The sequence below is a fragment of the Bacillus sp. FSL R5-0434 genome, assembly GCF_038004745.1.
GTDB lineage: Bacteria > Bacillota > Bacilli > Bacillales > Bacillaceae > Bacillus > Bacillus halotolerans.
Window position 1 is genome coordinate 3,461,250 of sequence record NZ_JBBORV010000001.1, and the last position, 20,567, is coordinate 3,481,816.

Sequence of the window (20,567 nt, forward strand, 5' to 3'; positions counted from 1 at the left end):
GTGAATCCCATATGAACTATAAAAAAGCAGGCAAATGGCTAACCGTATTCCTGAGCTTTTTAGGAATATTGCTGTTTATCGACTTATTTCCAAAAGAAGGACATGACCAAAAAACAAAATCAACACAGAAGCCGGACTACCGGGCGGCATATCATTTTACGACGCCGGATAAATGGAAAAATGACCCTCAAAAACCGATCTATTTTGATGGCAAGTATCATTATTTCTATCTATATAACCGGGATTACCCAAAAGGCAACGGTACAGAATGGCGCCATGCCGTATCAGACGATTTGGTGCATTGGACAGATGAAGGCGTGGCGATTCCGAAATATACAAACCCGGACGGTGATATTTGGACCGGTTCCGTCGTGGTGGATAAAGAGAACACAGCCGGCTTCGGGAAAAATGCGCTTGTCGCGATTGTGACACAGCCCTCAGCCAAAGACAAAAAACAGGAACAATATTTGTGGTACAGCACAGACAAAGGAAAATCATTCAAATTCTACAGTGGCAACCCCGTTATGCCTAATCCGGGCACAGACGATTTTAGAGATCCGAAAGTGATATGGGATGACCAGGATAACAAATGGGTCATGGTCATGGCTGAAGGATCAAAAATCGGCTTTTATGAATCCGATAATCTTAAGGACTGGCATTACACAAGCGGATTCTTCCCAGAGCAGGCGGGAATGGTCGAATGTCCTGACCTCTACATGATGCGGGCAAGCGACGGAACGAATAAATGGGTTCTCGGTGCGAGCGCGAACGGTAAACCGTGGGGCAAACCAAATACGTACGCCTACTGGACCGGTAGCTTCGACGGAAAAGAATTTACAGCCGATCAGACTGAAGCCCAATGGCTTGACTATGGCTTCGACTGGTACGGCGGTGTGACGTTCGAAGACAGCAAAAGCACAGATCCATTAGAAAAGCGGTATGCGCTTGCCTGGATGAACAATTGGGATTATGCCAACAACACCCCGACAATGAAGAACGGCTTTAACGGCACAGATTCTGTCATACGCGAACTCCGGCTGCAGGAGCAGGACGGAACATACAGCCTCGTCTCACAGCCGATTGAAGCTTTGGAGCAGCTGACTGTTTCAACTGACGAAATAGAGGATCAGGATGTGAACGGATCAAAAACTCTGTCGATAACAGGTGATACGTACCAGCTTGATACGGATCTTTCTTGGTCAGAGCTGAAGAATGCTGGCGTCAGACTGAGAGAGTCAGAAGATCAAAAACGCCATATTGATGTCGGCATATTCGCTGAAGACGGCTATGCATATGTCAATAGAGCAGCCACAAATCAGCCTGACAAAAGCAATACCTATGTCGAAAGCAAAGCTCCTTATGATGTAAGCAAACGTAAGGTGCATTTGAAAATACTTGTCGATAAAACAACGATAGAGGTATTTGTTGACGACGGGAAAACCGTTTTTTCAAATGAAGTCTTCCCAAAGCCTGAAGATAAAGGTATTACCCTTTTTTCTGATGGCGGCACAGCCTCCTTCAAAAATATAACAGTGAAACACTTTGATTCGATTCATGAATAAAAACAGGTGCAGCGCGGGCTGCGCCTGTTTTTTATTCAGAACGGTATTCTCTGTTTCATATTGGGCATTGTAAGAAATATAAGGCTTGTTTCTAAGGAGGAAGCGGATGTCTAAACAAGGAAATTTTCAAAAATCGATGTCGCTGTTTGATCTGATTCTGATCGGGATGGGAGCTATCTTTGGATCAGCATGGCTGTTCGCTGTCAGTAATGTCGCTTCAAAAGCAGGACCCTCCGGCGCTTTTTCCTGGATTATCGGAGGAGCCATTATTCTGTTAATCGGACTGGTGTACGCAGAACTCGGAGCCGCTTTACCCCGCACTGGAGGCATCATCAGGTATCCGGTCTATTCACACGGCCATTTGGTCGGCTATTTAATTTCATTTGTCACAATTGTCGCTTACACAAGCCTGATTTCGATTGAAGTCACAGCCGTCCGGCAATATGTGGCCTATTGGTTTCCTGGCCTGACCAAAGAGGGCTCTGACTCACCGACCATTGCAGGCTGGATTTTGCAGTTTGCCTTGCTCTGCTTGTTTTTCCTGCTGAATTACTGGAGCGTTAAAACCTTTGCAAAAGCCAATTTCATTATTTCTATTTTTAAATATATCGTACCGGTCACGATCATTATTGTGCTGTTTTTTCATTTTCAGCCGGGAAACTTGTCGGTTGAAGGGTTTGCGCCTTTTGGTTTTACAGGCATACAGGCCGCCATTTCGACCGGGGGTGTCATGTTTGCATATCTCGGGCTGCACCCTATTGTGTCTGTTGCCGGTGAGGTACAAAATCCGAAACGCAATATCCCGATCGCTTTAATTATCTGTATTATCGTTTCAACCATTATTTACACGATTTTACAAATCACCTTTATCGGTGCGATTCCGACAGAAACGCTGAAAAACGGCTGGCCGGCAATAGGCCGTGAATTTTCATTGCCGTTTAAAGACATTGCGGTCATGCTCGGTTTAGGATGGCTTGCAACGCTTGTCATTTTAGACGCCATTCTGTCTCCGGGAGGAAACGGGAATATTTTTATGAATACGACATCTCGCCTCGTTTACGCTTGGGCGCGGAACGGCACATTATTTGGCATATTTTCAAAGGTCAATAAAGAAACGGGAACACCCCGTGCTTCACTCTGGCTTTCATTTGCCATGTCGATTTTCTGGACGCTCCCCTTCCCTTCGTGGAACGCGCTCGTCAATGTCTGTTCTGTCGCTCTCATCCTTTCTTATGCGATTGCACCAATTTGTTCAGCCGCACTGAGAGTAAATGCGAAGGACTTAAACAGGCCGTTTTATTTAAAAGGAATGAGCATCATCGGGCCGCTTTCATTTATTTTCACAGCTTTTATTGTGTACTGGTCAGGATGGACAACCGTTTCCTGGCTTCTCGGCTCACAGCTCGTCATGTTTTTGATCTATCTCTGCTTCAGCAAATACGCGCCTAAAGAAGACGTCAGCCTGGCCCAGCAGCTGAAATCAGCCTGGTGGCTCGTCGGATTTTATGTCATGATGCTGATTTTTTCCTATATCGGCTCTTTCGGGCATGGCTTAGGCATTATCAGCAATCCCGTCGATCTCATATTGGTTGCCATCGGCTCGCTTGCGATTTACTATTGGGCAAAGTATACCGGGCTCCCGAAAGCCGCGATTGATTATGATAAATAAGAAGCAGGAGTTTCTCTTGCTTCTTTTTTCGCTTTACAAACGCCATCACTCGAGATAAAATGAATGATAGTCAGTCATTAAAGGAGGTGTTCCTCGTGCCAAAACAAACATCAGGAAAATATGAAAAGATTCTGCAGGCGGCGATTGAAGTCATTTCTGAAAAGGGACTCGATAAAGCCTCCATCTCAGAGATCGTAAAAAAAGCCGGCACTGCCCAAGGAACGTTTTATTTATATTTTTCATCCAAAAATGCTCTGATTCCGGCCATTGCGGAAAACCTTCTCACTCATACGCTAGAGCAAATCAAAGGAAGACTGAATGGCGAGGAAGATTTTTGGACCGTCTTACAAACCTTAATTGATGAGACGTTTCACATCACAGAGCGCCATAAAGATATTATCGTCCTCTGCTATTCGGGGCTTGCCATCGACCATTCCATGGAAAAATGGGAGACCATTTATCAGCCTTATTATTCCTGGCTTGAGAACATCATCAACAAGGCGATCGACAGCCAAGATGTGATCGAAGGCATCAATGCAAAGTGGACGGCAAGAACCATCATCAATTTGGTTGAGAACACAGCAGAACGGTTTTATATCGGGTTTGAACAAGATGAAAACCTTGAAGTATCTAAAAAAGAAATTTTCACATTCTTAAAACGGAGCTTAGGTAAAGCTTAAAAAATGACTGGGTGACACCGCTCATTTTTTAATACCTAAAAATGACTGACGTTCATTCATAAAAAGAGGTGTTACTGTTGTATTGGGTACTTGTTTTGATAGCAGGGCTTCTAGAAGTGGTTTGGGCCTCCTCCCTCAAACATGCGGATTCGCTTTTTGATTGGATTATCGTTTTTCTATTAATAGCGATAAGCTTTATACTGTTAATCCGCTCTTATCGAAAAATTCCTATGGCCGCGGCGTATACCGTATTTGTCGGAATTGGAACGGTCGGAACCTACACGACCGGGATCTTCTTAGGCGAATCCTTCTCAGCAGCGCAAATCTTCTTTTTGATGCTGCTGCTAGCCGGTATTTTAGGAATGAAGCTTTTCACAAAAGAAAATAAAACTCAGCCGAGAGGTGAAAAATAATGGCGTGGTTTTTATTATTTATTGCGGGTATAGAAGAAATTATAGCTGCCATCGCCATGAAATATATAGACGGCACAAAGAAAAAATGGCCGATTATTGTGATGACTGCCGGATTTGCTTTATCTTTTTACTGTCTTTCACAGGCCATGCAAGTCCTGCCTTCCGGTGTCGCTTATGCCGTCTGGACCGGTATAGGCAGCATAGGCGTAACAGCAGTCAGCCTAATTTGGTTTAAGGAACGGTTTCAGCTTTCTCAGCTGATTTCTCTTTGCCTGATACTTGCCGGCGTCATCGGCCTGCGTCTTACGTCTTAGATCATAAAAGGCATATACAGAAAGCTGTATATGCCTTTTATCTTTTACTCATCATCTTGATGTTTATGAAGATGAAGCGGCGGCGGGATGAGCCAGCCTTTGTTTTTCAGCAGCCTTAAGTATTTTGCCCCTGTTGCCGCCTTGGTCATATGAAATTGCCCAAACATCATGGCGATGTCTTCGCGAATCGACTGCCCCATAATTTTGCTGCATGTCACAAGACCGGCTGCATTTTGCGCCGCTGCAGATGCGGCCACATCCGGATCGAGAAACCGCGCGCCCGGCGGAATGTCGTTAAGATCTGCATCCGGCGGCTCAGGAGAAGCGGGCGGAAGCCCCACGCCATTTTCTTTCAGGATATTGCTGACCTGTTTGATTTCATCTTGGCATTTCTCGATGGACTCACGAAGCAGCTTCTTTAAATCGCCATCACCAACATGATGCAATAACATCTGGTAATTGCCGATCATTTTATTTCCCGCCATCACATAACTCCACAAACTGAATACCTCACCGTAATGCATCGGTTCTTCCTGCGGGTTTCCGCTTAAAATACCCATGTTCATCCTCCTTGCAAATTCATATCGTACATCTCATAACGTGCCCGAGAGGAGGAATATTTATGTTTCAGCGGGAAATTTTTATAAAACAAAAAAAGACAAAAGCGCAAAAATGCCAAGCCCTTGTCTTTCCTGTTGTTCTATTGGACGCGCTCGGAGGGATTCGCCCCCCCGGCAGACGTGGTACCGGAAACCATTCAAATGCTTTTGTAGTATGAGTTATTGATTCCATCTATTTTTTAATTAAAGTTATAAACTCAGGGGGTTTTATTTTCGAAACGAATTAATTTTTAACGAGCTGGCGGGATGCTTTGTGGAAAACAAAATAAATTTTCGGGATCATATTTCGCTTTTATTTTTCGAAGCCTTGCAAAGTTTGCACCATAATATTCTTTTCCGAAATTTTCAATGTTTTGATCTGGAACATTAACATATGAACCTGCTACATATGGTTGCATCAGCTGACGTACTCTTTCAACTGAGGCAAGGTTTGAAGCTTCTTGTGATTTATTTTGCCAACTAGCCGTCCATTCCGTATAAAACAGTGGATGGCGCCAAAAAAAGGCTGTTTCGTCTTTAGGTACTCTTCTTATAGCACCCCCCCAATTTATAAAAAAGAAGTTGGAGTCTGCTCCAGTGGCCTCTTCCAAGAATTTTCTCATGATTGAAATGGGTTCGTCAGACCAAAGATCATGTCCCCAGGCTGAGGAGAATTTAACACTCTGATCATTTCTGCCAGGGATGGGTTCGTCAGGGTCTAAGAAATCTATAGCATCTGGATAGGATAATGTTTTGATATCTGCTCGTGTTGGAGTTCCAGCATTTAATAAAGGATTTAATAATTTAATCAATTCATTTTTTGGACCGAGGAAAATTCCTTCTGCATGACACAAACCATTTACTTTGCTGTAAATTTCAAGGTAGCATCCTAATCGTTCATCTACAAACGGCGCCCATTTCTGCCAGGCTTTAAAAACCGTCTCCAATTGTTCCCATGGCCAAATAATATTGAAGACAGTTGCTGTTTTAGGGGCACGATGAACTTTGAAAGTATATTGGGTATTATATCCAAAGTTTCCTCCGCCGCCACCTCTAGAAGCCCATAGTAAATCCTCATTGCAAGATTGATTTGCGTGAATAATCCTGCCTTTTGCATCTACCGTTTTCAGTGCGAGAAGGTTATCACTTATAAGGCCAATCGATCGTGAGACTACTCCAAATCCACCGCCCATCGTAATTCCTCCGATTCCAACTGTTGGGCTGTCTCCAAACGGAGCCATAAAACCATCTCGAGCTAATCCTTTTACAAGCGGGCCAACATGAATGCCAGTTTGAACGGTTGCAATCGCGTTTTCTTCATCTAAGAAAACTTTATTCATGTCACTCACATCAATAACAATTCCTCCACTTACTACTGAAAGGTTCTTATCTAGAGCATGGCGACCACTTCTGACACGTAAGGGCACATTATTCTCACGAGCCCATTTAATAGCATTACTTACATCGTATGAATCTTGTGCAAAAACAAAGACAAGGGGATAGACATCAACATAAGGGTTCCAATTCTTAACTGCCTGTGTATAGCCGGGGTCCCCTTTGAAGATTACACGCCCTGTTAACTGTGTTGATCCCATATATTTCACTCCCAATAAAATTTGATTCCGATATCAGCATATGTAGGATCTGGATAAATTCTTAGACAAATTTTCTACGAACTTAAAAACATACAAAAAAGACAAGAGCGGCAAAATGCCAAACCCTTGTCTTTCCTGTTGTTCTATTGGACGCGCTCGGAGGGATTCGAACCCCCGGCAGACGTGGTACCGGAAACCACCGCTCTATCCAACTGAGCTACGAGCGCATATTGACATATTTTCACTGTGTGATGATAACGTCAGCATAACTCATTATACGGTATTTCAGCCGAAATAACAACCCTCTATTTTAAAGGGCTGTTTTTTTAAGAAGACACATCATCTTCTTTCAGAAGCTCACATACGATGGTTTGAACCGTTGTATTTTTGGGGAAAATGGGAAAAAGAGAAGAGTTTGCATGTCAAGCCAGCTTTTTGTTTGACCTTTATTGACCAAAAATGTATCATGTAACTACATACTTACCTAAAAGGTGAAGGAGGAGCATTATGAATTTAATACCTACAGTCATTGAACAAACGAACCGCGGGGAAAGAGCGTATGACATTTATTCTCGTTTATTAAAGGATCGTATCATCATGCTTGGATCTGCGATTGATGACAACGTTGCGAACTCCATCGTGTCACAGCTTTTATTCTTAGAAGCGGAAGACCCTGAAAAAGATATTTCTATTTACATCAACAGCCCGGGCGGCTCTATCACGGCCGGTATGGCGATCTATGATACCATGCAGTTTATTAAGCCGAAGGTATCTACAATTTGTATCGGTATGGCTGCGTCAATGGGCGCGTTCTTGCTTGCTGCCGGAGAAAAAGGCAAACGCTATGCACTTCCGAACAGTGAAGTTATGATTCACCAGCCTCTTGGCGGAGCTCAAGGTCAAGCGACAGAAATTGAAATTGCCGCGAAACGTATTCTCTTGCTTCGCGACAAATTAAACAAAGTGCTTGCTGAACGTACTGGCCAGCCGCTTGAAGTGATCGAACGCGACACAGACCGCGATAACTTCAAGTCTGCTGAAGAAGCGCTTGAATACGGCCTGATTGACAAAATTCTGACTCGCAACACTGAAGAGCAAAAGTAAAACGAGAAGAGCCTTCCTTTCGGAGGGCTCTTTTTTAAATTTCTGTCCACTTTTTCTCTAAAATCGGATATGAGTAGTTCTTCATTTGCTCAACTAACTCATCGGGCCGTGAAGAGCTATGAATCAGTTTAAGATGAGAGTCGTTAGAAAATCCTTCTTGAATGCTGTATTTGACCATTTTCATCATCGGTTCAAAATATCCGTTGACATTATACAGTCCGATCGGCTTTTGATGAATGCCGATCTGCGCCCAGCAAAGCACTTCAAATAATTCTTCATATGTACCGAAACCGCCCGGCATGGCGATATAGCCGTCAGCCAGTTCGCTCATTTTTGCCTTCCGTTCGTGCATACCGTTGACTTCAATCAGCTCTGTCAAGTTTTGATGGACAACCTCTCCGCTGAACAGGCCGCTTGGCATCACTCCAATTGCAGTGCCGCCGTTTTCCATTAACGCATCGGCAATCGCGCCCATCAACCCTACACGAGAGCCCCCGTATACCAGGCCGATTCCCTGCTCTGCCATATACACGCCAAGCTCTGTCGCTTTTCTTTTATACGCTTCATTTCCCCCCGGGTTTGAGCCCGCAAATACACAAATTGTTTTCATCTCGTCATCTCCGCATCTATATATCGTGTTAACATTCAAAAAACACACTATATATTGTCCCACCTTCATGTGATAATATCAATATGAAATACATAAAGAATGCAGGAGTGATGATGTTGCAGCTGGCTGATGCTGAAAAATGGATGAAAGAGTTTTACGAAAAAAGGGGCTGGACGGAATACGGACCGTTTATTCGAGTCGGGTTTTTAATGGAGGAAGCCGGAGAGCTGGCACGGGCTGTCAGGGCGTACGAAATCGGCAGAGACCGGCCGGATGAGAAAGAATCGACACGAGCTGAGCAAAAACAAGAATTGATTGAAGAAATGGGAGACGTCATCGGAAATATCGCCATCCTTGCTGATATGTACGGCGTTTCTTTAGAAGACGTGATGATAGCCCACCAAGAAAAACTGACAAAGCGATTTGAGCATGCCTAAAAAAAACGGCCGCAGTCGGCCGTTTTTTTCATCCTGTGATTTCATCATGATGATCAAAGAAATGCTGCTTTCCTATTTTGTGAAAGAGGCCTGTTTTATGCAGGAGCTCTTTAGGCTGAGACTGCAGCCCTACGATCATCAGCTTTCCGTTGTGGCGCTTAATTCTGTTCATGATGTTCACAAGCACCGCTTCTGCAGATGTATCCATGTAATGCACTTTATTCATGAGTAAAATGAGGGTCTTCGGCTTTTTCTGTACATGCTCTAACAGTGACGATTCAAGCGAATCAATCGATCCGAAAAACAGCGGTCCTTCTATGGAGTACATGCTGACGGAAGGATCTGTCCCCTGCTCACTCTTAGCCGCTTTCGCAAGAGCTGGATGAGACTCCTGATTGTGAATACGGGTCGCTTCACTCATTCTTCTGATGAAGAACACAAATGCGAGCAGCAATCCGGTCGCCACACCGACGATTAAATCAAACAGAACGGTCAGGACAAAGGTAGCGGCTAAAATGAAGGAATCGGCGTTTTTCAATCTCAGCATGTTTGCGACTTCCTTCCGCTCACTCATATTCCATGCGACAACCATCAATATCGGCGCCATACTTGCAAGCGGAACGTGGGAAGCATAAGGCGCGAATACAAGCAGAACAAGAAGAACCACGACGCCGTGAACGACACCTGAGACAGGTGAAACCGCTCCGTTTTTAATATTGGTTGCCGTCCGCGCAATCGCTCCGGTAGCCGGGATTCCGCCAAACAGCGGCGCGGCCATATTCGCAATCCCCTGGCCGACAAGCTCTTTGTTGCTGTCGTGCTTTGACCCTTTCATATTATCGGCAACCATCGCGGATAATATTGACTCGAGGCCGCCAAGAAGCGCGATGACAAGCGCTGCCGGAAACAGCATGACCATTTTATCTATTGTCAGCTCCGGAAACTGAAATTCAGGCAAATGGCGAGGAATATCTCCATAGGTTGAGCCAATCGTTGCCATGCGGTCAGGGAAAAACACAACCGCAACAAGCGTAGAAATGAGAAGAGCCAATAAAGCTCCGGGTACTTTTGGCATCACTTTGGCGGATACAAGCAAAATGACAAGTCCTATGACTGCTGTCAAAATGGCATATCCGTTAAAGGTGCCGAGCTTCTGTGCAATTTCAAACATGTTGTGATGAAAGTTCTCATGTTTTTCTACGTTTTTCAAACCGAGAAAATTAGCGATTTGTTCAGTGAAGATTAACACGGCGATTCCAGCCGTAAATCCGACGATAACTGGCTTCGGCACATACTTCATAATTTTGCCGAGCTTAAACAATCCGAACAGCACCAGCATGACGCCTGCCATAAATCCCGCTATCAGCAGATTTTCCAGCCCGTACTGCATCACAATACCGAATAAAATCGGGACAAACGCGCCAGTCGGACCGCCAATTTGATATTTAGATCCCCCGAACAAAGAAATACAGATCCCCGCCACGACAACAGTATACAGCCCGTATTCAGGCTCGACTCCCGAGGCAATGGCAAACGCCATCCCTAAAGGAATTGCCACGACTCCTACTACGATACCTGCAATTAGGTCTTTCTGAAATTTCTGCAAATTGTATCCCTTGAATCTCCCAGAGAATCGCATATTTTGTTAAAACCTCCCTTATGAATTAGTCTTTATGAACTCAGTTTCATAACCGTTAATCACGACGTCAAGTTTGCCTGTCTCCGGGTGTATCACAAGCCCGTGAACCGGCAGCTTTTTTGGCAGCAGCGGATGATTCTTGATCAGATTGACACTGTGGGAAACGCTTTCTTCCACACTGTGAAAACCGGTCAGCCAGGTTTTCAAATCTAATCCGGCGCTATCAAGCAAACTCAGGCAGCTTGCTTCTACCCCGCGTTCCTTTGCTTTTTCAAGAATCGAGGCCGCATTCAGGCCTGACATCCCGCATTCATGGTGGCCGATAATGCAAACCTCTTCAGCCTGCAATTCATAAATGGCGACCAATATGCTGCGCATAACACTTCCAAATGGGTGAGAAACGATGGCTCCCGCGTTTTTTACAATCTTAGCGTCGCCGTTTTTAAGCCCCATTGCTTGCGGAAGAAGTTCTGTGAGTCTTGTATCCATACAGGTAACAATAACGAGCTTTTTTGAAGGAAATTTTGTCGTTTTGTAGGGTTCGTACTTCTTCTCTCTGACAAACTGCTGATTGTGTTCCAAAATTGATGTTAAAGAAACCATTTTTATTCATCTCCCATCCCTATGTTATTGCAAGCCTTCTTACCCAGCTTACAGTAAGGAATTATAGCATAGGAACAGGCTGCGAAAAGGCTTTCAACAAAAGACGATCTAATTGGACTGTAAAATAAATACGTAAAAATTTATATCTTTCAAAGATAATAAAATTTATATTTATTGAATCCTATAATCCAGGTTCTGCTGATATTTTGGTGATTTGTCTGACAAAAAATATAGGCGAATTCAGATAATTAAAAAACTTATTTAAGCAGCGGCTGCTGTTTTTTCAGTCATCTCGATCATTTTAAGTTCAAAAGAACCAGAAATTTAAACAAACGCAGCAATATTTCTAACTTCTATTTCTTTCCGATATAATAAAATAGACAACAGCCATAAAGGGGGAGCCTTGTTGAAACCATTTGTATTTATCACCAAACCGATTCCTGAAGAGATTGAAAACATGATCAGTGAGCATTGCCGCTATGAGATATGGCAGGAGGATACACTTCCGCAAGAGGTGCTATTCGAAAAAATGAAAGATGCTGAAGGGCTTTTAACTACTGGAACATCTGGGCCGTCCATCAACAGCGAGCTGCTTGAACATGCTCCTAAGCTGAAGGTCGTCAGCAATCAATCCGTCGGCTACGATAATTTTGATATAGAAGCGATGAAAGAAAAAAGCGTCGTCGGCACTCATACGCCTTATACACTGGATGACACAGTGGCCGATCTGGCCTTTTCTTTAATTCTATCATCGGCCAGACGTGTTGCTGAACTGGACCGTTTCGTCCGGGCCGGTAAATGGGGTACGGTTGAAGAAGAAGACCTTTTCGGCATTGACGTCCATCATCAAACATTAGGCATTATCGGCATGGGCAGAATCGGCGAGCAAGCGGCCAGACGCGCCAAATTCGGTTTCGATATGGACGTGCTTTATCATAACCGCCATCGCAAACAAGAAACTGAAGAAAGCATCGGCGTCAAATACGCTGAGCTTGACACACTGCTGGAGCAATCAGATTTTGTTCTGCTGATTACTCCGCTGACTGACGAAACGTATCACATGATCGGGGAACGTGAATTTAAACTGATGAAGGATTCTGCAATTTTCGTCAATATTTCCCGGGGAAAGACGGTTGATGAAAAAGCCCTCATCCGCGCTCTTCAAGAAGGCTGGATTCGCGGTGCCGGTTTAGACGTGTACGAAGAAGAACCTGTCGCAAAAGACAACCCGCTCTTGCAGCTCGACAATGTCACCCTACTGCCGCATATTGGCTCAGCAACAGCGAAAGTGCGCTTCAATATGTGTAAACAGGCCGCTGAAAACATGATCGCAGCTATCAAAGGGGAAACACCGAAAAATCTGACAAGAGAATTTCAGTAAATCAAAAAATCCGGTCTGATGAAGACCGGATTCCATATTACATATGCTGGAGTACAGCACGCTTATAAATATGACGTGTGACGATATAATAAACAGTCTGGAATACAAAATAAATGAAGATGACAATCACGGCCTCAAGAAATAAGTTAGCATTCAGCATGTTGCTTAACGCCACATACGCAAAACCGGCGTGAATCGTGCCCGCGATAAACGGGATGAAGAACAAAAATCCAATTTGTCTTCCAAGGATGGAGTGAATCTCATTGTCCGTAACCCCCATTCTCTTTAATGCTAACACTTGCACTCTCGTATCTTCTATTTCAGTAAACATCCGCAAATACAGCATGCTTCCTTGAACAATAAAAAACAGTACGCTGACAAACAGACCGATAAACAGCATTAGTGCGACTCCCTGCTTCACAACTTGAAAACTCGGAGCACGCGTTTGAAAATCAGATGTATGTTCTTTCGGCACCATGTTTTCAAGCTTCTCAGAGACGTCCACCGTCTCCTGCCAATGCTCAAGCTCATAGCCTACCACTCTCGTCTGATCCTTCAGCGGCACCTCCTGTGTCAGGCTGTCAAAGCTTTTTTCGCCGACAACCAATAAACGGCTGACTCCTCCGACTGACATCAATATCCCTTTGTTTTGCTGCTTTTTCATGACATAGGAAAGTGATTTTCCTGACTTCATATGAAACGCTGCTTTTTCCCCTTCCCTGAACGTATCTTTCACCATCATTTGAAACGGAACATTGATAAACGCTTCATTTTCTTGTAAATGAATAACGGGAAAACCTTTTTCCTTTGCGACTTGATTATAGATTTTCTCTGAAATCAGCAAGGCCTCTGTTTCCGCTTTCCTGTTTCCATACGGCAAGTCTGATTGAAATGTAACAGGAATACCTGTGGCATTCACCTTATATTTAATCTCAGCATCTGCTCTTTTCAATGTATTCTCAGCCGTCTCAGGCTTCATAACCTGAAAGCGGGAAGCGTCTTTTTCCACCCAGGCAACAGATTGAGGAATGCTTTGCTCCTCCTGCCTTTCTAAATCAGCATAAAACATATAGATCACACCTGTAGCGGTTAAAATGACTGCTGTAATCACAGAGGTTAAAAACAGCATGCGTGCGTGATCTTTCAGCCTGAATATCATGTTGGAACGCACAATGATATTGGTTCCTTTGTAAAAGCTGTGTTTCTTTCTGTACAGCATGCGGAAAAACGCGACACTGCTTTGTGTAAAAAAGAAATACGTGCCGATTAACACTAAAATCAAAATCGGAAAGACACGAAACATCATGTCGATCGCATTGGCTGTGGCAGACAGATAATAACCGCCAGCCAGACAAAGCAAAGACAGCACAGTGAGCCATTTTGAATAGGCCGGTAAATTTTTAGGTTTTTGAGCTGATTTAATCAAATCTATGATTTCGAGCTTGCGAATCTGCCCCAGCGATAAAATAAGCAGGACTTGAAACAATATGAGAAAACCGACCGCCGTCAGCACAAATGCTTTCGGTACAATCGCAAACGAGATCGGCACCTTCACACTGAGCATCCATGTCATGACCATAAAAAACAGTTTTGAAAATAACAGCCCCGTGCCGATACCGGCCGCAATCGCCGCAAGAGAAATCAGCGACTGCTCATAATAAATCATCTTTCGGAGCTGCTGCTTTGATGTCCCAAACAGCGTAAACAAGCCAAACTCTTTCTTTCTCGCTTGTAAAAATGCTGAATTTGAATAGGAAATAAAGAATATACAAAACACGATGATGACGATAAGAGCCGCGCTCAAACACGTTTTCACAAGGCTTCCGCCATACACATTGTCTTCCGTCACATCCGGGTGAAAAATAAAAGATGTGAAGACGAAAAAGACCGAGACGGCAAACACACAGCTTAAAAAGTAAGCAACATATCTTTGCAGATTCCCAATAATGTTCTTACGGGCGATGGTTCTCAAATTCATGAAAATCGCCTCCCAACACGCTCAGGGTATCTAGGATACTTTGATAAAACACCTGCTGATTCGTTCCCCTGCGGATCTCTGAAAAAAATCTTCCGTCTTTAATAAAGACGATCCGTTTACAGAAGCTTGCCGCTGTGGCATCATGCGTAACCAATAGTATCGTTGCTTCCTTTTCTTCATTTAGCTGAGCCAGCGTGTTCATGACCTGTTTTGCAGATTTTGAATCAAGGTTGCCTGTCGGTTCATCCGCCAATATCAGAGCCGGATTATGAATAATGGCTCTTGCACAGGCCGCACGCTGTTGCTGGCCTCCGGACACTTCGTATGTACGGTGGTCCAGAATATGTTTGATTTGCAATGTATCTGCCAGTTCATCTAAGCGGTTTTCCATTTCACTCAGCTTTACCTTGTCCAACGCGAGCGGAAGCAGGATGTTTTCCCGAATCGTCAGCGTATCAAGCAGATTAAAGTCTTGGAAGACAAAGCCCAGCTCTCTTCTGCGAAACAGAGCCATCTCTTGATCCTTTAACGTTTTCGGCTGAATGCCGTTGATCATCATCTCGCCCTGGGTCGGCTTATCAATGGTGGCCAGCAAATTCAGGAGCGTGGTTTTTCCGCTTCCCGACGGCCCCATGATGCCGACAAATTCTCCTTTATTTACACTGAGGTCAAAATCGCTAAGCGCCTGATATGACATCGTTCCTTTATTTGAATAATATGTTTTTGACAGCTTCGTTGTTTGCAGCACGTTCATGCCTCTGATCCTCCTTTTTTCTTTATTATAAAAAGGAAGTCAGCAGCCTCCCATCGAACTTTCTTTCAATCTCGCTTTCGAACCTTACAATGCTGTCACATTCGCCAGGGTGTCACTTGAAAAGACGATTGTCATCACGGTGCCCGCTCCCTCTTTTGATTGTGCGTACAGTTTATGGCCCAGCTGGCTGCACACCTCTTTCGCCAAATATAGGCCCATTCCTGTCGCCTGCGTCATGCTTCGCCCGTTTTCACCAGTAAAAAACGGATCAAAAATCCGGGGAAGATCCTGCACCGGTATGCCGATACCGTCATCTGCAACTGATAAACGCGTTTCACGGCCTTGCGTTTCAATCCGGATGGTAATATGGTCCCCAGCGCCTTGCTTTGAATATTTCAGGGCATTGAAAAGGATTTGCTCCACAACAAAGGAGAGCCACTTTTGATCACTGGAAACCTGGACGGCGTTTGATGGCACATGTAATTTCGGAAAAAGGCGCCGTTTAATAAACTGCCGTTTTTCCTGATTGATCAATAAGCGGACAAGCTCTGTCAAATCAAAGGTTTCTGGTTTTACATCAAAAGCGAACTCCTCCAGCCGGGCTGTTTGCAGCATCATGTCCAGCCCATGGCGAAACCGTTCATTTTCATCTTCCAGCTCCTCTAAAAATGTCTGAAAGGAAGAAGCGGTCCCGTTCTTTCCTTCTTGAATCATTAAGGAAATGACGGATACGGGTGTTTTCATATGGTGAATCCATTGATTCGTAAATGTATAATGCTGTTTTTGTTTATTGATATATTGTGAGAGCTTTCCGGCATATTGATCACCAAGCGCGTTAATCATTTTTGTCCAAAGGGCTTGCTCTCTTGTTCTTGGCTTGCGGGCTTCAAGCGACCGCCCTATGTCATTTGAAGCGGGTGCCTGGTCGGCCAGTTTTTTCAAAAATGCCAGAAAGGACACTTGCCGTATGTAATCGGCAGTAAAACCGGCCGCCAAAAGGACACCAGGCAGAACCCATATGTACATCATATTTTCTGCAGAAGGCTCGGCACCGCTCTCTATAATGCTTAAATAGGCAATAAACATAGCGGCACCTATGCTTAATAACGAAAAAAGAATAATGGCTAATCGGTCGATTATATAAGTCTTTAACACTCCCGTTCATCCTTCCGATTGACTTCAAATACATAGCCCTGCCCCCTGATGGTTGCAATGGCGTCTTTCAATCCGGCATTCTCCAGCTTTCTCCGCAGCCGGTTTACATTAACCGTTAATGTATTATCATCAACAAAATCGACGTCGTCCCATAATGCCTCCAGCAATTCATCACGCGAGACAATTTTTTTATGCTCTCTTATGAAAATCGAAAGCAGCTGAAATTCTTTTTGTGAAAACGAAATGCGGCTGTTCTTCCACTCCGCTTCATATTGATCTGGATATATGGTTAGACCGCCAAGCTCCACCAGTCTTGATTCCTGAGACAAAGAAGGAGAATACTCACCATAAGTCCGGCGCAGCACGCTTTTGATTTTGGCCATGACGACTTCTAAGTGAAACGGCTTTGTGATATAGTCATCGCCCCCGTTCTCAATCGCCATCACCTGATTCAGTTCATCAGTCCGCGCCGAGATAAAAATAATCGGAGCATTGGAAACCGTCCGGATTTGCCTGCACCAATAAAACCCGTCAAAAAAAGGGAGATTAATATCTAGCAGCACAAGATCCGGTTTCATTTCCGCAAATTCTTCCTTTATGTTATTCAGCTTTTCAGCTATTTTTATATGATATCCGTATTTCTGAAGATGGCCGCCCAGCAAAGAAGCAATCCGTTCATCATCTTCCACGAGTAAGATCCGATACACGTTTATCCCCCTTATATGCCTAGCACGTTGATTTTTCTAGAAGATTCCAAAATTCATTATAGCATGTGGGGGATAGTAAATCGGTCTTTTTCTATTCGTTATGGCAGAATGAAAAAAGGGAAAAATTTCTTAATAAGTAGGTGTCATTATGAAGATAATCATGCTACTTGTAACCATTACGTCAACTCTTTCAGCATGCCAGCCGAACTATACCGGGGAATACATAGAAATTGGAGATTCACTGACTGAATACGAAAAAGAGTGCTTTAAAGAGAATCACATTCCTTATCAATATGAAAAAGGGAAACTGTATATCCCGGAAGATGCATTTGATGTAGTAATCAATACTTGTTCATAAGAAAAAGCTTGCAGTATGTCTGCAAGCTTTTCACATTACAAAAAATAAGTGTTTAATTTCTCTTCAAACTCTGAAGGGGCGATGTCACTTTTTTGGCCTTCTCCGCCGTTTTCATGAATCGTAAAATGGCGGTCTGACATGACCATCCGCCCGTTCGGTGTCAACTTTGAGGCGAGCAGTGATTTGTTAAAAGGAGATTTTTCATGAGAATGAATCAGGTCCTTCATGTCATCTAAATCACCGGGATCCCTCTCTTCAAGGGTAAAGGCATAACCGATTTGCCAGCCTTCTCCTTTTTCCATCAACAGAAGATGGGTACCCATTTCCGTCGCTTTTTCCTTGATTCGGAATGCTCCCACAGGAGATTGTACCGTTTCTCCGGAAAGCGGTATCGGCTCCAGCGCCAGGTTGATGCCAAAACCAATATCAACGATGTAATCTCCCTTTTCTGCCGACAGCCATACAGCAGCATGGGTTCCTTCTAATGCCCACTCTTCTTGCTTTCCTGCATAAACTGTTCCGCGAATGAGCTTCACATGAAAACCGGCATCGCGTAAGACATAGTAAAGAAAACCATTCAGGTCGTAGCATAGTCCCCCATGCTGCTCTTTGATCAGACGGCGCCAAAGCTCCTCTTTGGTTACCTTATAATTCTCTTTTGCAAGAACTGCCCGGTTTTCAAAAGGGTATCGGTACGCCATCGCTTTTAGAAAAAGGGGAAGATCGTCGAAGCTGACATGATCCTTCTTCCAGCCGATTTTCTTAAAACAGTCTTTCAGAAAATCATTCATTTTGCATCACCTAAACTTCCTCTTGAACATACGCCGAAAGCTTTTCCAGCGCCTCTTGTTCATCTTCTCCCTCGGCAATCAATATGACTTCTGTGCCTGTGCTTACTGCAAGGCTCATCAGCCCCATGATGCTTTTCGCATTTACTTTTTTCCCATCCTTCTCAAGAAACACATCTGACGTAAACCGGTTTGCTTCTTGTACAAACAAAGCAGCAGGACGCGCCTGCAGTCCAGTCTTTAATCGAACTTCCACTTTCTGCTGAACCATAAGATCTCCCCTTTTCTTTACGGTTATTTTAAAGTGACGGTTTGCCCTGTCCGCAGCTGTTCTGCGATTTCGTCAAGTTTTCTCAGCCTGTGATTGATCCCTGATTTGCTGATTTTTCCGCTCGCTACCATTTCTCCCAGCTCTTTCAGCGTCACTTCCTGGTAATCAATCCGCAGCTGCGCGATTTCCCGAAGTTTTTCAGGAAGCGCCTCCAAGCCGATTCTTTCATCGATGTATTTAATATTTTCTACCTGTCTGAGCGAAGCCCCAATGGTTTTGTTTAAGTTGGCTGTTTCACAATTGACAAGGCGATTAACCGAATTTCTCATGTCTCTGACGATTCTGACATCCTCAAAACGCAGCAGCGAATTATGTGCGCCGATTACGTTCAGAAATTCAGTAATCTTTTCTGCCTCTTTTAAGTAAGTGATATAGCCTTTTTTCCGTTCGAGTGTTTTGCTGTTTAAATGAAACTCATTTAACAGGTCGCATAATGAATCGTTATGCTCTTTATAGAGAGAAAAAATTTCTAAATGATACGAGGAAGTTTCCGGGTTATTGACTGAACCTCCCGCCAAAAATGCCCCTCTCATGTAAGAACGCTTGCAGCATCTCTTTTTGACAAGCTCTTTTGAAATATTTCGCTCAAACACAAAATTCTCGCCGAGTATTTTTAAATCCTCTAAGATGAACTTTGCATTCTCTGAAAAACGCACAATATAGACGTTATTCTTTTTCAGCCGCATTTTCTTTCTGACCAGCAGCTCAACCGACACATCATATTGTCTTTTCAGCAATGTATAGATGCGGCGTGCAATCGCTGCATTTTCAGTTTGAACATCAAGTACGAGATGGCGGTTAGCAAATGATAAAGATCCATTCATTCGGATAAGTGCAGACAGCTCTGCCTTAATGCAGCAGTCTTTCACTTCCAGGTTCGTTAATTCTTTTTTTGTTTCCGATGCAAATGACATATAGTCACCTCATTTCAAGGCTTCATTCTTTCAGTAAATCGACAAGAAGAGAAGCCACTTTATGTGTATCGTGACGAATTACGTCATTTTTATGTGTTACGATTTGATCTCTGATAACTTCAAGCCCCATCGCTTTCAGCTCTTCGATATCAAAATCAACAGGACGCGCCGATTCTACTGCGTACTTACGTTTTATTTCGTCAGGAATGTCTTCACTGTTAACCAGTATGGTATCGATAAAGCCGCAGCCCATATGCTGATTGAGCGCTTTCACATGATCGGCAGCGGTATAATGCAGCGTTTCTCCGGGCTGTGTCATCACGTTGCAGATATACACTTTTTTCGCCGGCGCCTTGATCACTTCTTCTCCAATTTTCGGGACGAGCAAATTAGGAAGAATACTGGTATAAAGGCTTCCCGGTCCGATAATAATCAGATCCGCTTCCCTGATCACGTCTATCGTTTCCGGCAGCGGATCAATGTTTTCAGGCGTCAGAAAAACGCGCTTAATACGCTGGCCGTACTCCGGAATAGTGGACTCGCCTGAGACCACGCGGCCGTCCTCCATTTCGGCATGCAGAACAACACTGGCATTGGCTGCCGGCAACACCTTTCCTCTTACATTCAGCACCTTGCTCATTTCTGTGACAGCGTGAAAAAAATCACCGGTTATATTCGTCATCGCTGCCAAAATTAAATTTCCGAGTGAATGACCCGTTAAGTCGTTCCCTTTATTAAAACGGTGCTGAAAGAGATCTTCAACTAGCGGCTCCACATCGGATAAAGCGGCAAGTACATTTCTGATGTCTCCTGGTGGCGGGATTTGCAGTTCGTTCCGCAGCCGCCCCGAGCTACCTCCGTCATCAGCAACTGTGACAATCGCCGTAATATCAACGGGTTTATGCTTTAAGCCCCGAAGCAATACAGAAAGGCCCGTGCCGCCGCCAAAGATTGCGATTTTCGGTTTTTGTCCCAT

At 44.1% G+C, this 20,567-nt stretch carries 22 protein-coding genes and 1 tRNA gene; 9 read left to right on the forward strand and 14 right to left on the reverse strand.

Annotated features, from left to right (window positions below; genetic code table 11):
- The first annotated feature begins 11 nt into the window (after positions 1 to 11).
- From levB to NYE43_RS18095, 5 genes are all read left to right on the forward strand, one after another.
- Positions 12 to 1,562, forward strand: coding sequence for a 2,6-beta-fructan 6-levanbiohydrolase (levB, locus tag NYE43_RS18075; RefSeq protein ID WP_341062302.1), 1,551 nt, complete (start codon positions 12 to 14; stop codon positions 1,560 to 1,562).
- Positions 1,563 to 1,668: 106 nt separating this feature from the next.
- Positions 1,669 to 3,231: an aspartate/proton symporter AspP gene (gene aspP, locus NYE43_RS18080; protein ID WP_024122949.1), complete on the forward strand. Its 1,563-nt coding sequence runs from the start codon at positions 1,669 to 1,671 to the stop codon at positions 3,229 to 3,231.
- 95 nt (positions 3,232 to 3,326) lie between these two features.
- Positions 3,327 to 3,911 (forward strand): TetR family transcriptional regulator, encoded by a 585-nt coding sequence (locus tag NYE43_RS18085; RefSeq protein WP_024122950.1) that lies wholly within the window; start codon positions 3,327 to 3,329, stop codon positions 3,909 to 3,911.
- A gap of 77 nt (positions 3,912 to 3,988) precedes the next feature.
- Positions 3,989 to 4,324 carry a DMT family transporter gene (locus NYE43_RS18090; RefSeq protein WP_044160350.1) on the forward strand — a complete coding sequence of 112 codons (336 nt, stop codon included), beginning with the start codon at positions 3,989 to 3,991 and terminating at the stop codon, positions 4,322 to 4,324.
- Complete coding sequence (locus NYE43_RS18095) at positions 4,324 to 4,638, forward strand: DMT family transporter (RefSeq protein WP_024122952.1); 315 nt, start codon at positions 4,324 to 4,326, stop codon at positions 4,636 to 4,638. Before NYE43_RS18090 ends, NYE43_RS18095 begins: the two co-directional genes overlap by 1 nt.
- 44 nt (positions 4,639 to 4,682) lie before the next feature.
- Here the strand turns inward: NYE43_RS18095 and NYE43_RS18100 are convergent, their stop codons facing one another.
- The 3 genes from NYE43_RS18100 to NYE43_RS18110 all read right to left on the reverse strand — a co-directional run bounded on the left by NYE43_RS18100 (position 4,683) and on the right by NYE43_RS18110 (position 7,059).
- Positions 4,683 to 5,198, reverse strand: coding sequence for a DUF3231 family protein (locus NYE43_RS18100; RefSeq protein WP_024122953.1), 516 nt, complete (start codon positions 5,196 to 5,198; stop codon positions 4,683 to 4,685).
- A gap of 290 nt (positions 5,199 to 5,488) precedes the next feature.
- Positions 5,489 to 6,832, reverse strand: coding sequence for an FAD-binding oxidoreductase (locus NYE43_RS18105; RefSeq protein WP_024122954.1), 1,344 nt, complete (start codon positions 6,830 to 6,832; stop codon positions 5,489 to 5,491).
- Between the two features lie 151 nt (positions 6,833 to 6,983).
- Positions 6,984 to 7,059, reverse strand: a tRNA-Arg gene (locus NYE43_RS18110).
- Positions 7,060 to 7,339: 280 nt separating this feature from the next.
- Here NYE43_RS18110 and clpP point away from each other — a divergent pair.
- Complete coding sequence (gene clpP, locus NYE43_RS18115) at positions 7,340 to 7,936, forward strand: ATP-dependent Clp endopeptidase proteolytic subunit ClpP (protein ID WP_003219849.1); 597 nt, start codon at positions 7,340 to 7,342, stop codon at positions 7,934 to 7,936.
- Between the two features lie 34 nt (positions 7,937 to 7,970).
- Here the strand turns inward: clpP and NYE43_RS18120 are convergent, their stop codons facing one another.
- Positions 7,971 to 8,546 (reverse strand): LOG family protein, encoded by a 576-nt coding sequence (locus NYE43_RS18120; protein ID WP_024122955.1) that lies wholly within the window; start codon positions 8,544 to 8,546, stop codon positions 7,971 to 7,973.
- A 116-nt stretch (positions 8,547 to 8,662) separates the two neighbouring features.
- On the opposite strand from NYE43_RS18120, the gene NYE43_RS18125 reads away from it, so the two are divergent.
- Positions 8,663 to 8,983 carry a MazG nucleotide pyrophosphohydrolase domain-containing protein gene (locus NYE43_RS18125; protein ID WP_024122956.1) on the forward strand — a complete coding sequence of 107 codons (321 nt, stop codon included), beginning with the start codon at positions 8,663 to 8,665 and terminating at the stop codon, positions 8,981 to 8,983.
- Between the two features lie 28 nt (positions 8,984 to 9,011).
- On the opposite strand, the gene NYE43_RS18130 is transcribed toward NYE43_RS18125, so the two are convergent.
- Together NYE43_RS18130 and NYE43_RS18135 are read right to left on the reverse strand one after the other, a co-directional pair.
- Positions 9,012 to 10,622, reverse strand: coding sequence for a SulP family inorganic anion transporter (locus NYE43_RS18130; RefSeq protein WP_024122957.1), 1,611 nt, complete (start codon positions 10,620 to 10,622; stop codon positions 9,012 to 9,014).
- A gap of 18 nt (positions 10,623 to 10,640) precedes the next feature.
- Entirely contained in the window at positions 10,641 to 11,225 is a 585-nt protein-coding gene (locus NYE43_RS18135; RefSeq protein WP_095712951.1) for a beta-class carbonic anhydrase, read from the reverse strand.
- A gap of 403 nt (positions 11,226 to 11,628) precedes the next feature.
- Between NYE43_RS18135 and NYE43_RS18140 the strand changes: the two genes are divergently transcribed.
- On the forward strand, positions 11,629 to 12,606 hold the full coding sequence (locus NYE43_RS18140) for a 2-hydroxyacid dehydrogenase (RefSeq protein WP_095712950.1): 978 nt from the start codon (positions 11,629 to 11,631) through the stop codon (positions 12,604 to 12,606).
- A 37-nt stretch (positions 12,607 to 12,643) separates the two neighbouring features.
- Here NYE43_RS18140 and NYE43_RS18145 read toward each other — a convergent pair whose 3' ends face one another.
- The 4 genes from NYE43_RS18145 to NYE43_RS18160 all read right to left on the reverse strand — a co-directional run bounded on the left by NYE43_RS18145 (position 12,644) and on the right by NYE43_RS18160 (position 17,200).
- A complete protein-coding gene (locus tag NYE43_RS18145) occupies positions 12,644 to 14,584 on the reverse strand; it encodes an FtsX-like permease family protein (protein WP_185848582.1) in 1,941 nt (646 codons plus the stop codon).
- The gene (gene psdA / locus NYE43_RS18150) at positions 14,559 to 15,338 is read right to left on the reverse strand and encodes a lantibiotic ABC transporter ATP-binding protein PsdA (RefSeq protein WP_024122961.1); all 780 of its coding nucleotides are present in this window, start codon (positions 15,336 to 15,338) and stop codon (positions 14,559 to 14,561) included. The genes NYE43_RS18145 and psdA overlap by 26 nt, the downstream gene beginning before the upstream one ends.
- A gap of 84 nt (positions 15,339 to 15,422) precedes the next feature.
- Positions 15,423 to 16,493, reverse strand: a complete 1,071-nt coding sequence (locus NYE43_RS18155; protein ID WP_103671279.1) for a HAMP domain-containing histidine kinase — start codon at positions 16,491 to 16,493, stop codon at positions 15,423 to 15,425.
- The gene (locus NYE43_RS18160; protein ID WP_106019614.1) at positions 16,487 to 17,200 is read right to left on the reverse strand and encodes a response regulator transcription factor; all 714 of its coding nucleotides are present in this window, start codon (positions 17,198 to 17,200) and stop codon (positions 16,487 to 16,489) included. The genes NYE43_RS18155 and NYE43_RS18160 overlap by 7 nt, the downstream gene beginning before the upstream one ends.
- 148 nt (positions 17,201 to 17,348) lie before the next feature.
- Here NYE43_RS18160 and NYE43_RS18165 point away from each other — a divergent pair, with 148 nt between their 5' ends.
- Positions 17,349 to 17,558 (forward strand): hypothetical protein, encoded by a 210-nt coding sequence (locus tag NYE43_RS18165; protein WP_010331995.1) that lies wholly within the window; start codon positions 17,349 to 17,351, stop codon positions 17,556 to 17,558.
- Positions 17,559 to 17,593: 35 nt separating this feature from the next.
- Here NYE43_RS18165 and NYE43_RS18170 read toward each other — a convergent pair whose 3' ends face one another.
- From NYE43_RS18170 to mgfK, 4 genes are read right to left on the reverse strand one after another with little or no spacing between them, the layout of a single operon-like run.
- Entirely contained in the window at positions 17,594 to 18,349 is a 756-nt protein-coding gene (locus NYE43_RS18170; RefSeq protein ID WP_268542934.1) for an arylamine N-acetyltransferase family protein, read from the reverse strand.
- Between the two features lie 10 nt (positions 18,350 to 18,359).
- Positions 18,360 to 18,617 (reverse strand): HPr family phosphocarrier protein, encoded by a 258-nt coding sequence (locus NYE43_RS18175; RefSeq protein ID WP_010331997.1) that lies wholly within the window; start codon positions 18,615 to 18,617, stop codon positions 18,360 to 18,362.
- Between the two features lie 23 nt (positions 18,618 to 18,640).
- Complete coding sequence (whiA, locus tag NYE43_RS18180; RefSeq protein WP_024122966.1) at positions 18,641 to 19,591, reverse strand: DNA-binding protein WhiA; 951 nt, start codon at positions 19,589 to 19,591, stop codon at positions 18,641 to 18,643.
- A 22-nt stretch (positions 19,592 to 19,613) separates the two neighbouring features.
- Positions 19,614 to 20,567 (reverse strand): gluconeogenesis morphogenetic factor, encoded by a 954-nt coding sequence (gene mgfK, locus NYE43_RS18185; RefSeq protein ID WP_105954130.1) that lies wholly within the window; start codon positions 20,565 to 20,567, stop codon positions 19,614 to 19,616.

Coding starts and splice junctions, on each gene's coding strand:
- levB (WP_341062302.1), top strand. CDS start 12: ATGAACTATAAAAAAGCAGGCAAATGGCTAACCGTATTCCTGAGCTTT.
- aspP (WP_024122949.1), top strand. CDS start 1,669: ATGTCTAAACAAGGAAATTTTCAAAAATCGATGTCGCTGTTTGATCTG.
- NYE43_RS18095 (WP_024122952.1), top strand. CDS start 4,324: ATGGCGTGGTTTTTATTATTTATTGCGGGTATAGAAGAAATTATAGCT.
- NYE43_RS18100 (WP_024122953.1), bottom strand. CDS start 5,198: ATGGGTATTTTAAGCGGAAACCCGCAGGAAGAACCGATGCATTACGGT.
- NYE43_RS18105 (WP_024122954.1), bottom strand. CDS start 6,832: ATGGGATCAACACAGTTAACAGGGCGTGTAATCTTCAAAGGGGACCCC.
- clpP (WP_003219849.1), top strand. CDS start 7,340: ATGAATTTAATACCTACAGTCATTGAACAAACGAACCGCGGGGAAAGA.
- NYE43_RS18120 (WP_024122955.1), bottom strand. CDS start 8,546: ATGAAAACAATTTGTGTATTTGCGGGCTCAAACCCGGGGGGAAATGAA.
- NYE43_RS18130 (WP_024122957.1), bottom strand. CDS start 10,622: ATGCGATTCTCTGGGAGATTCAAGGGATACAATTTGCAGAAATTTCAG.
- NYE43_RS18135 (WP_095712951.1), bottom strand. CDS start 11,225: ATGGTTTCTTTAACATCAATTTTGGAACACAATCAGCAGTTTGTCAGA.
- NYE43_RS18145 (WP_185848582.1), bottom strand. CDS start 14,584: ATGAATTTGAGAACCATCGCCCGTAAGAACATTATTGGGAATCTGCAA.
- psdA (WP_024122961.1), bottom strand. CDS start 15,338: ATGAACGTGCTGCAAACAACGAAGCTGTCAAAAACATATTATTCAAAT.
- NYE43_RS18165 (WP_010331995.1), top strand. CDS start 17,349: ATGAAGATAATCATGCTACTTGTAACCATTACGTCAACTCTTTCAGCA.
- NYE43_RS18170 (WP_268542934.1), bottom strand. CDS start 18,349: ATGAATGATTTTCTGAAAGACTGTTTTAAGAAAATCGGCTGGAAGAAG.
- NYE43_RS18175 (WP_010331997.1), bottom strand. CDS start 18,617: ATGGTTCAGCAGAAAGTGGAAGTTCGATTAAAGACTGGACTGCAGGCG.
- whiA (WP_024122966.1), bottom strand. CDS start 19,591: ATGTCATTTGCATCGGAAACAAAAAAAGAATTAACGAACCTGGAAGTG.
- mgfK (WP_105954130.1), bottom strand. CDS start 20,567: ATGGGACAAAAACCGAAAATCGCAATCTTTGGCGGCGGCACGGGCCTT.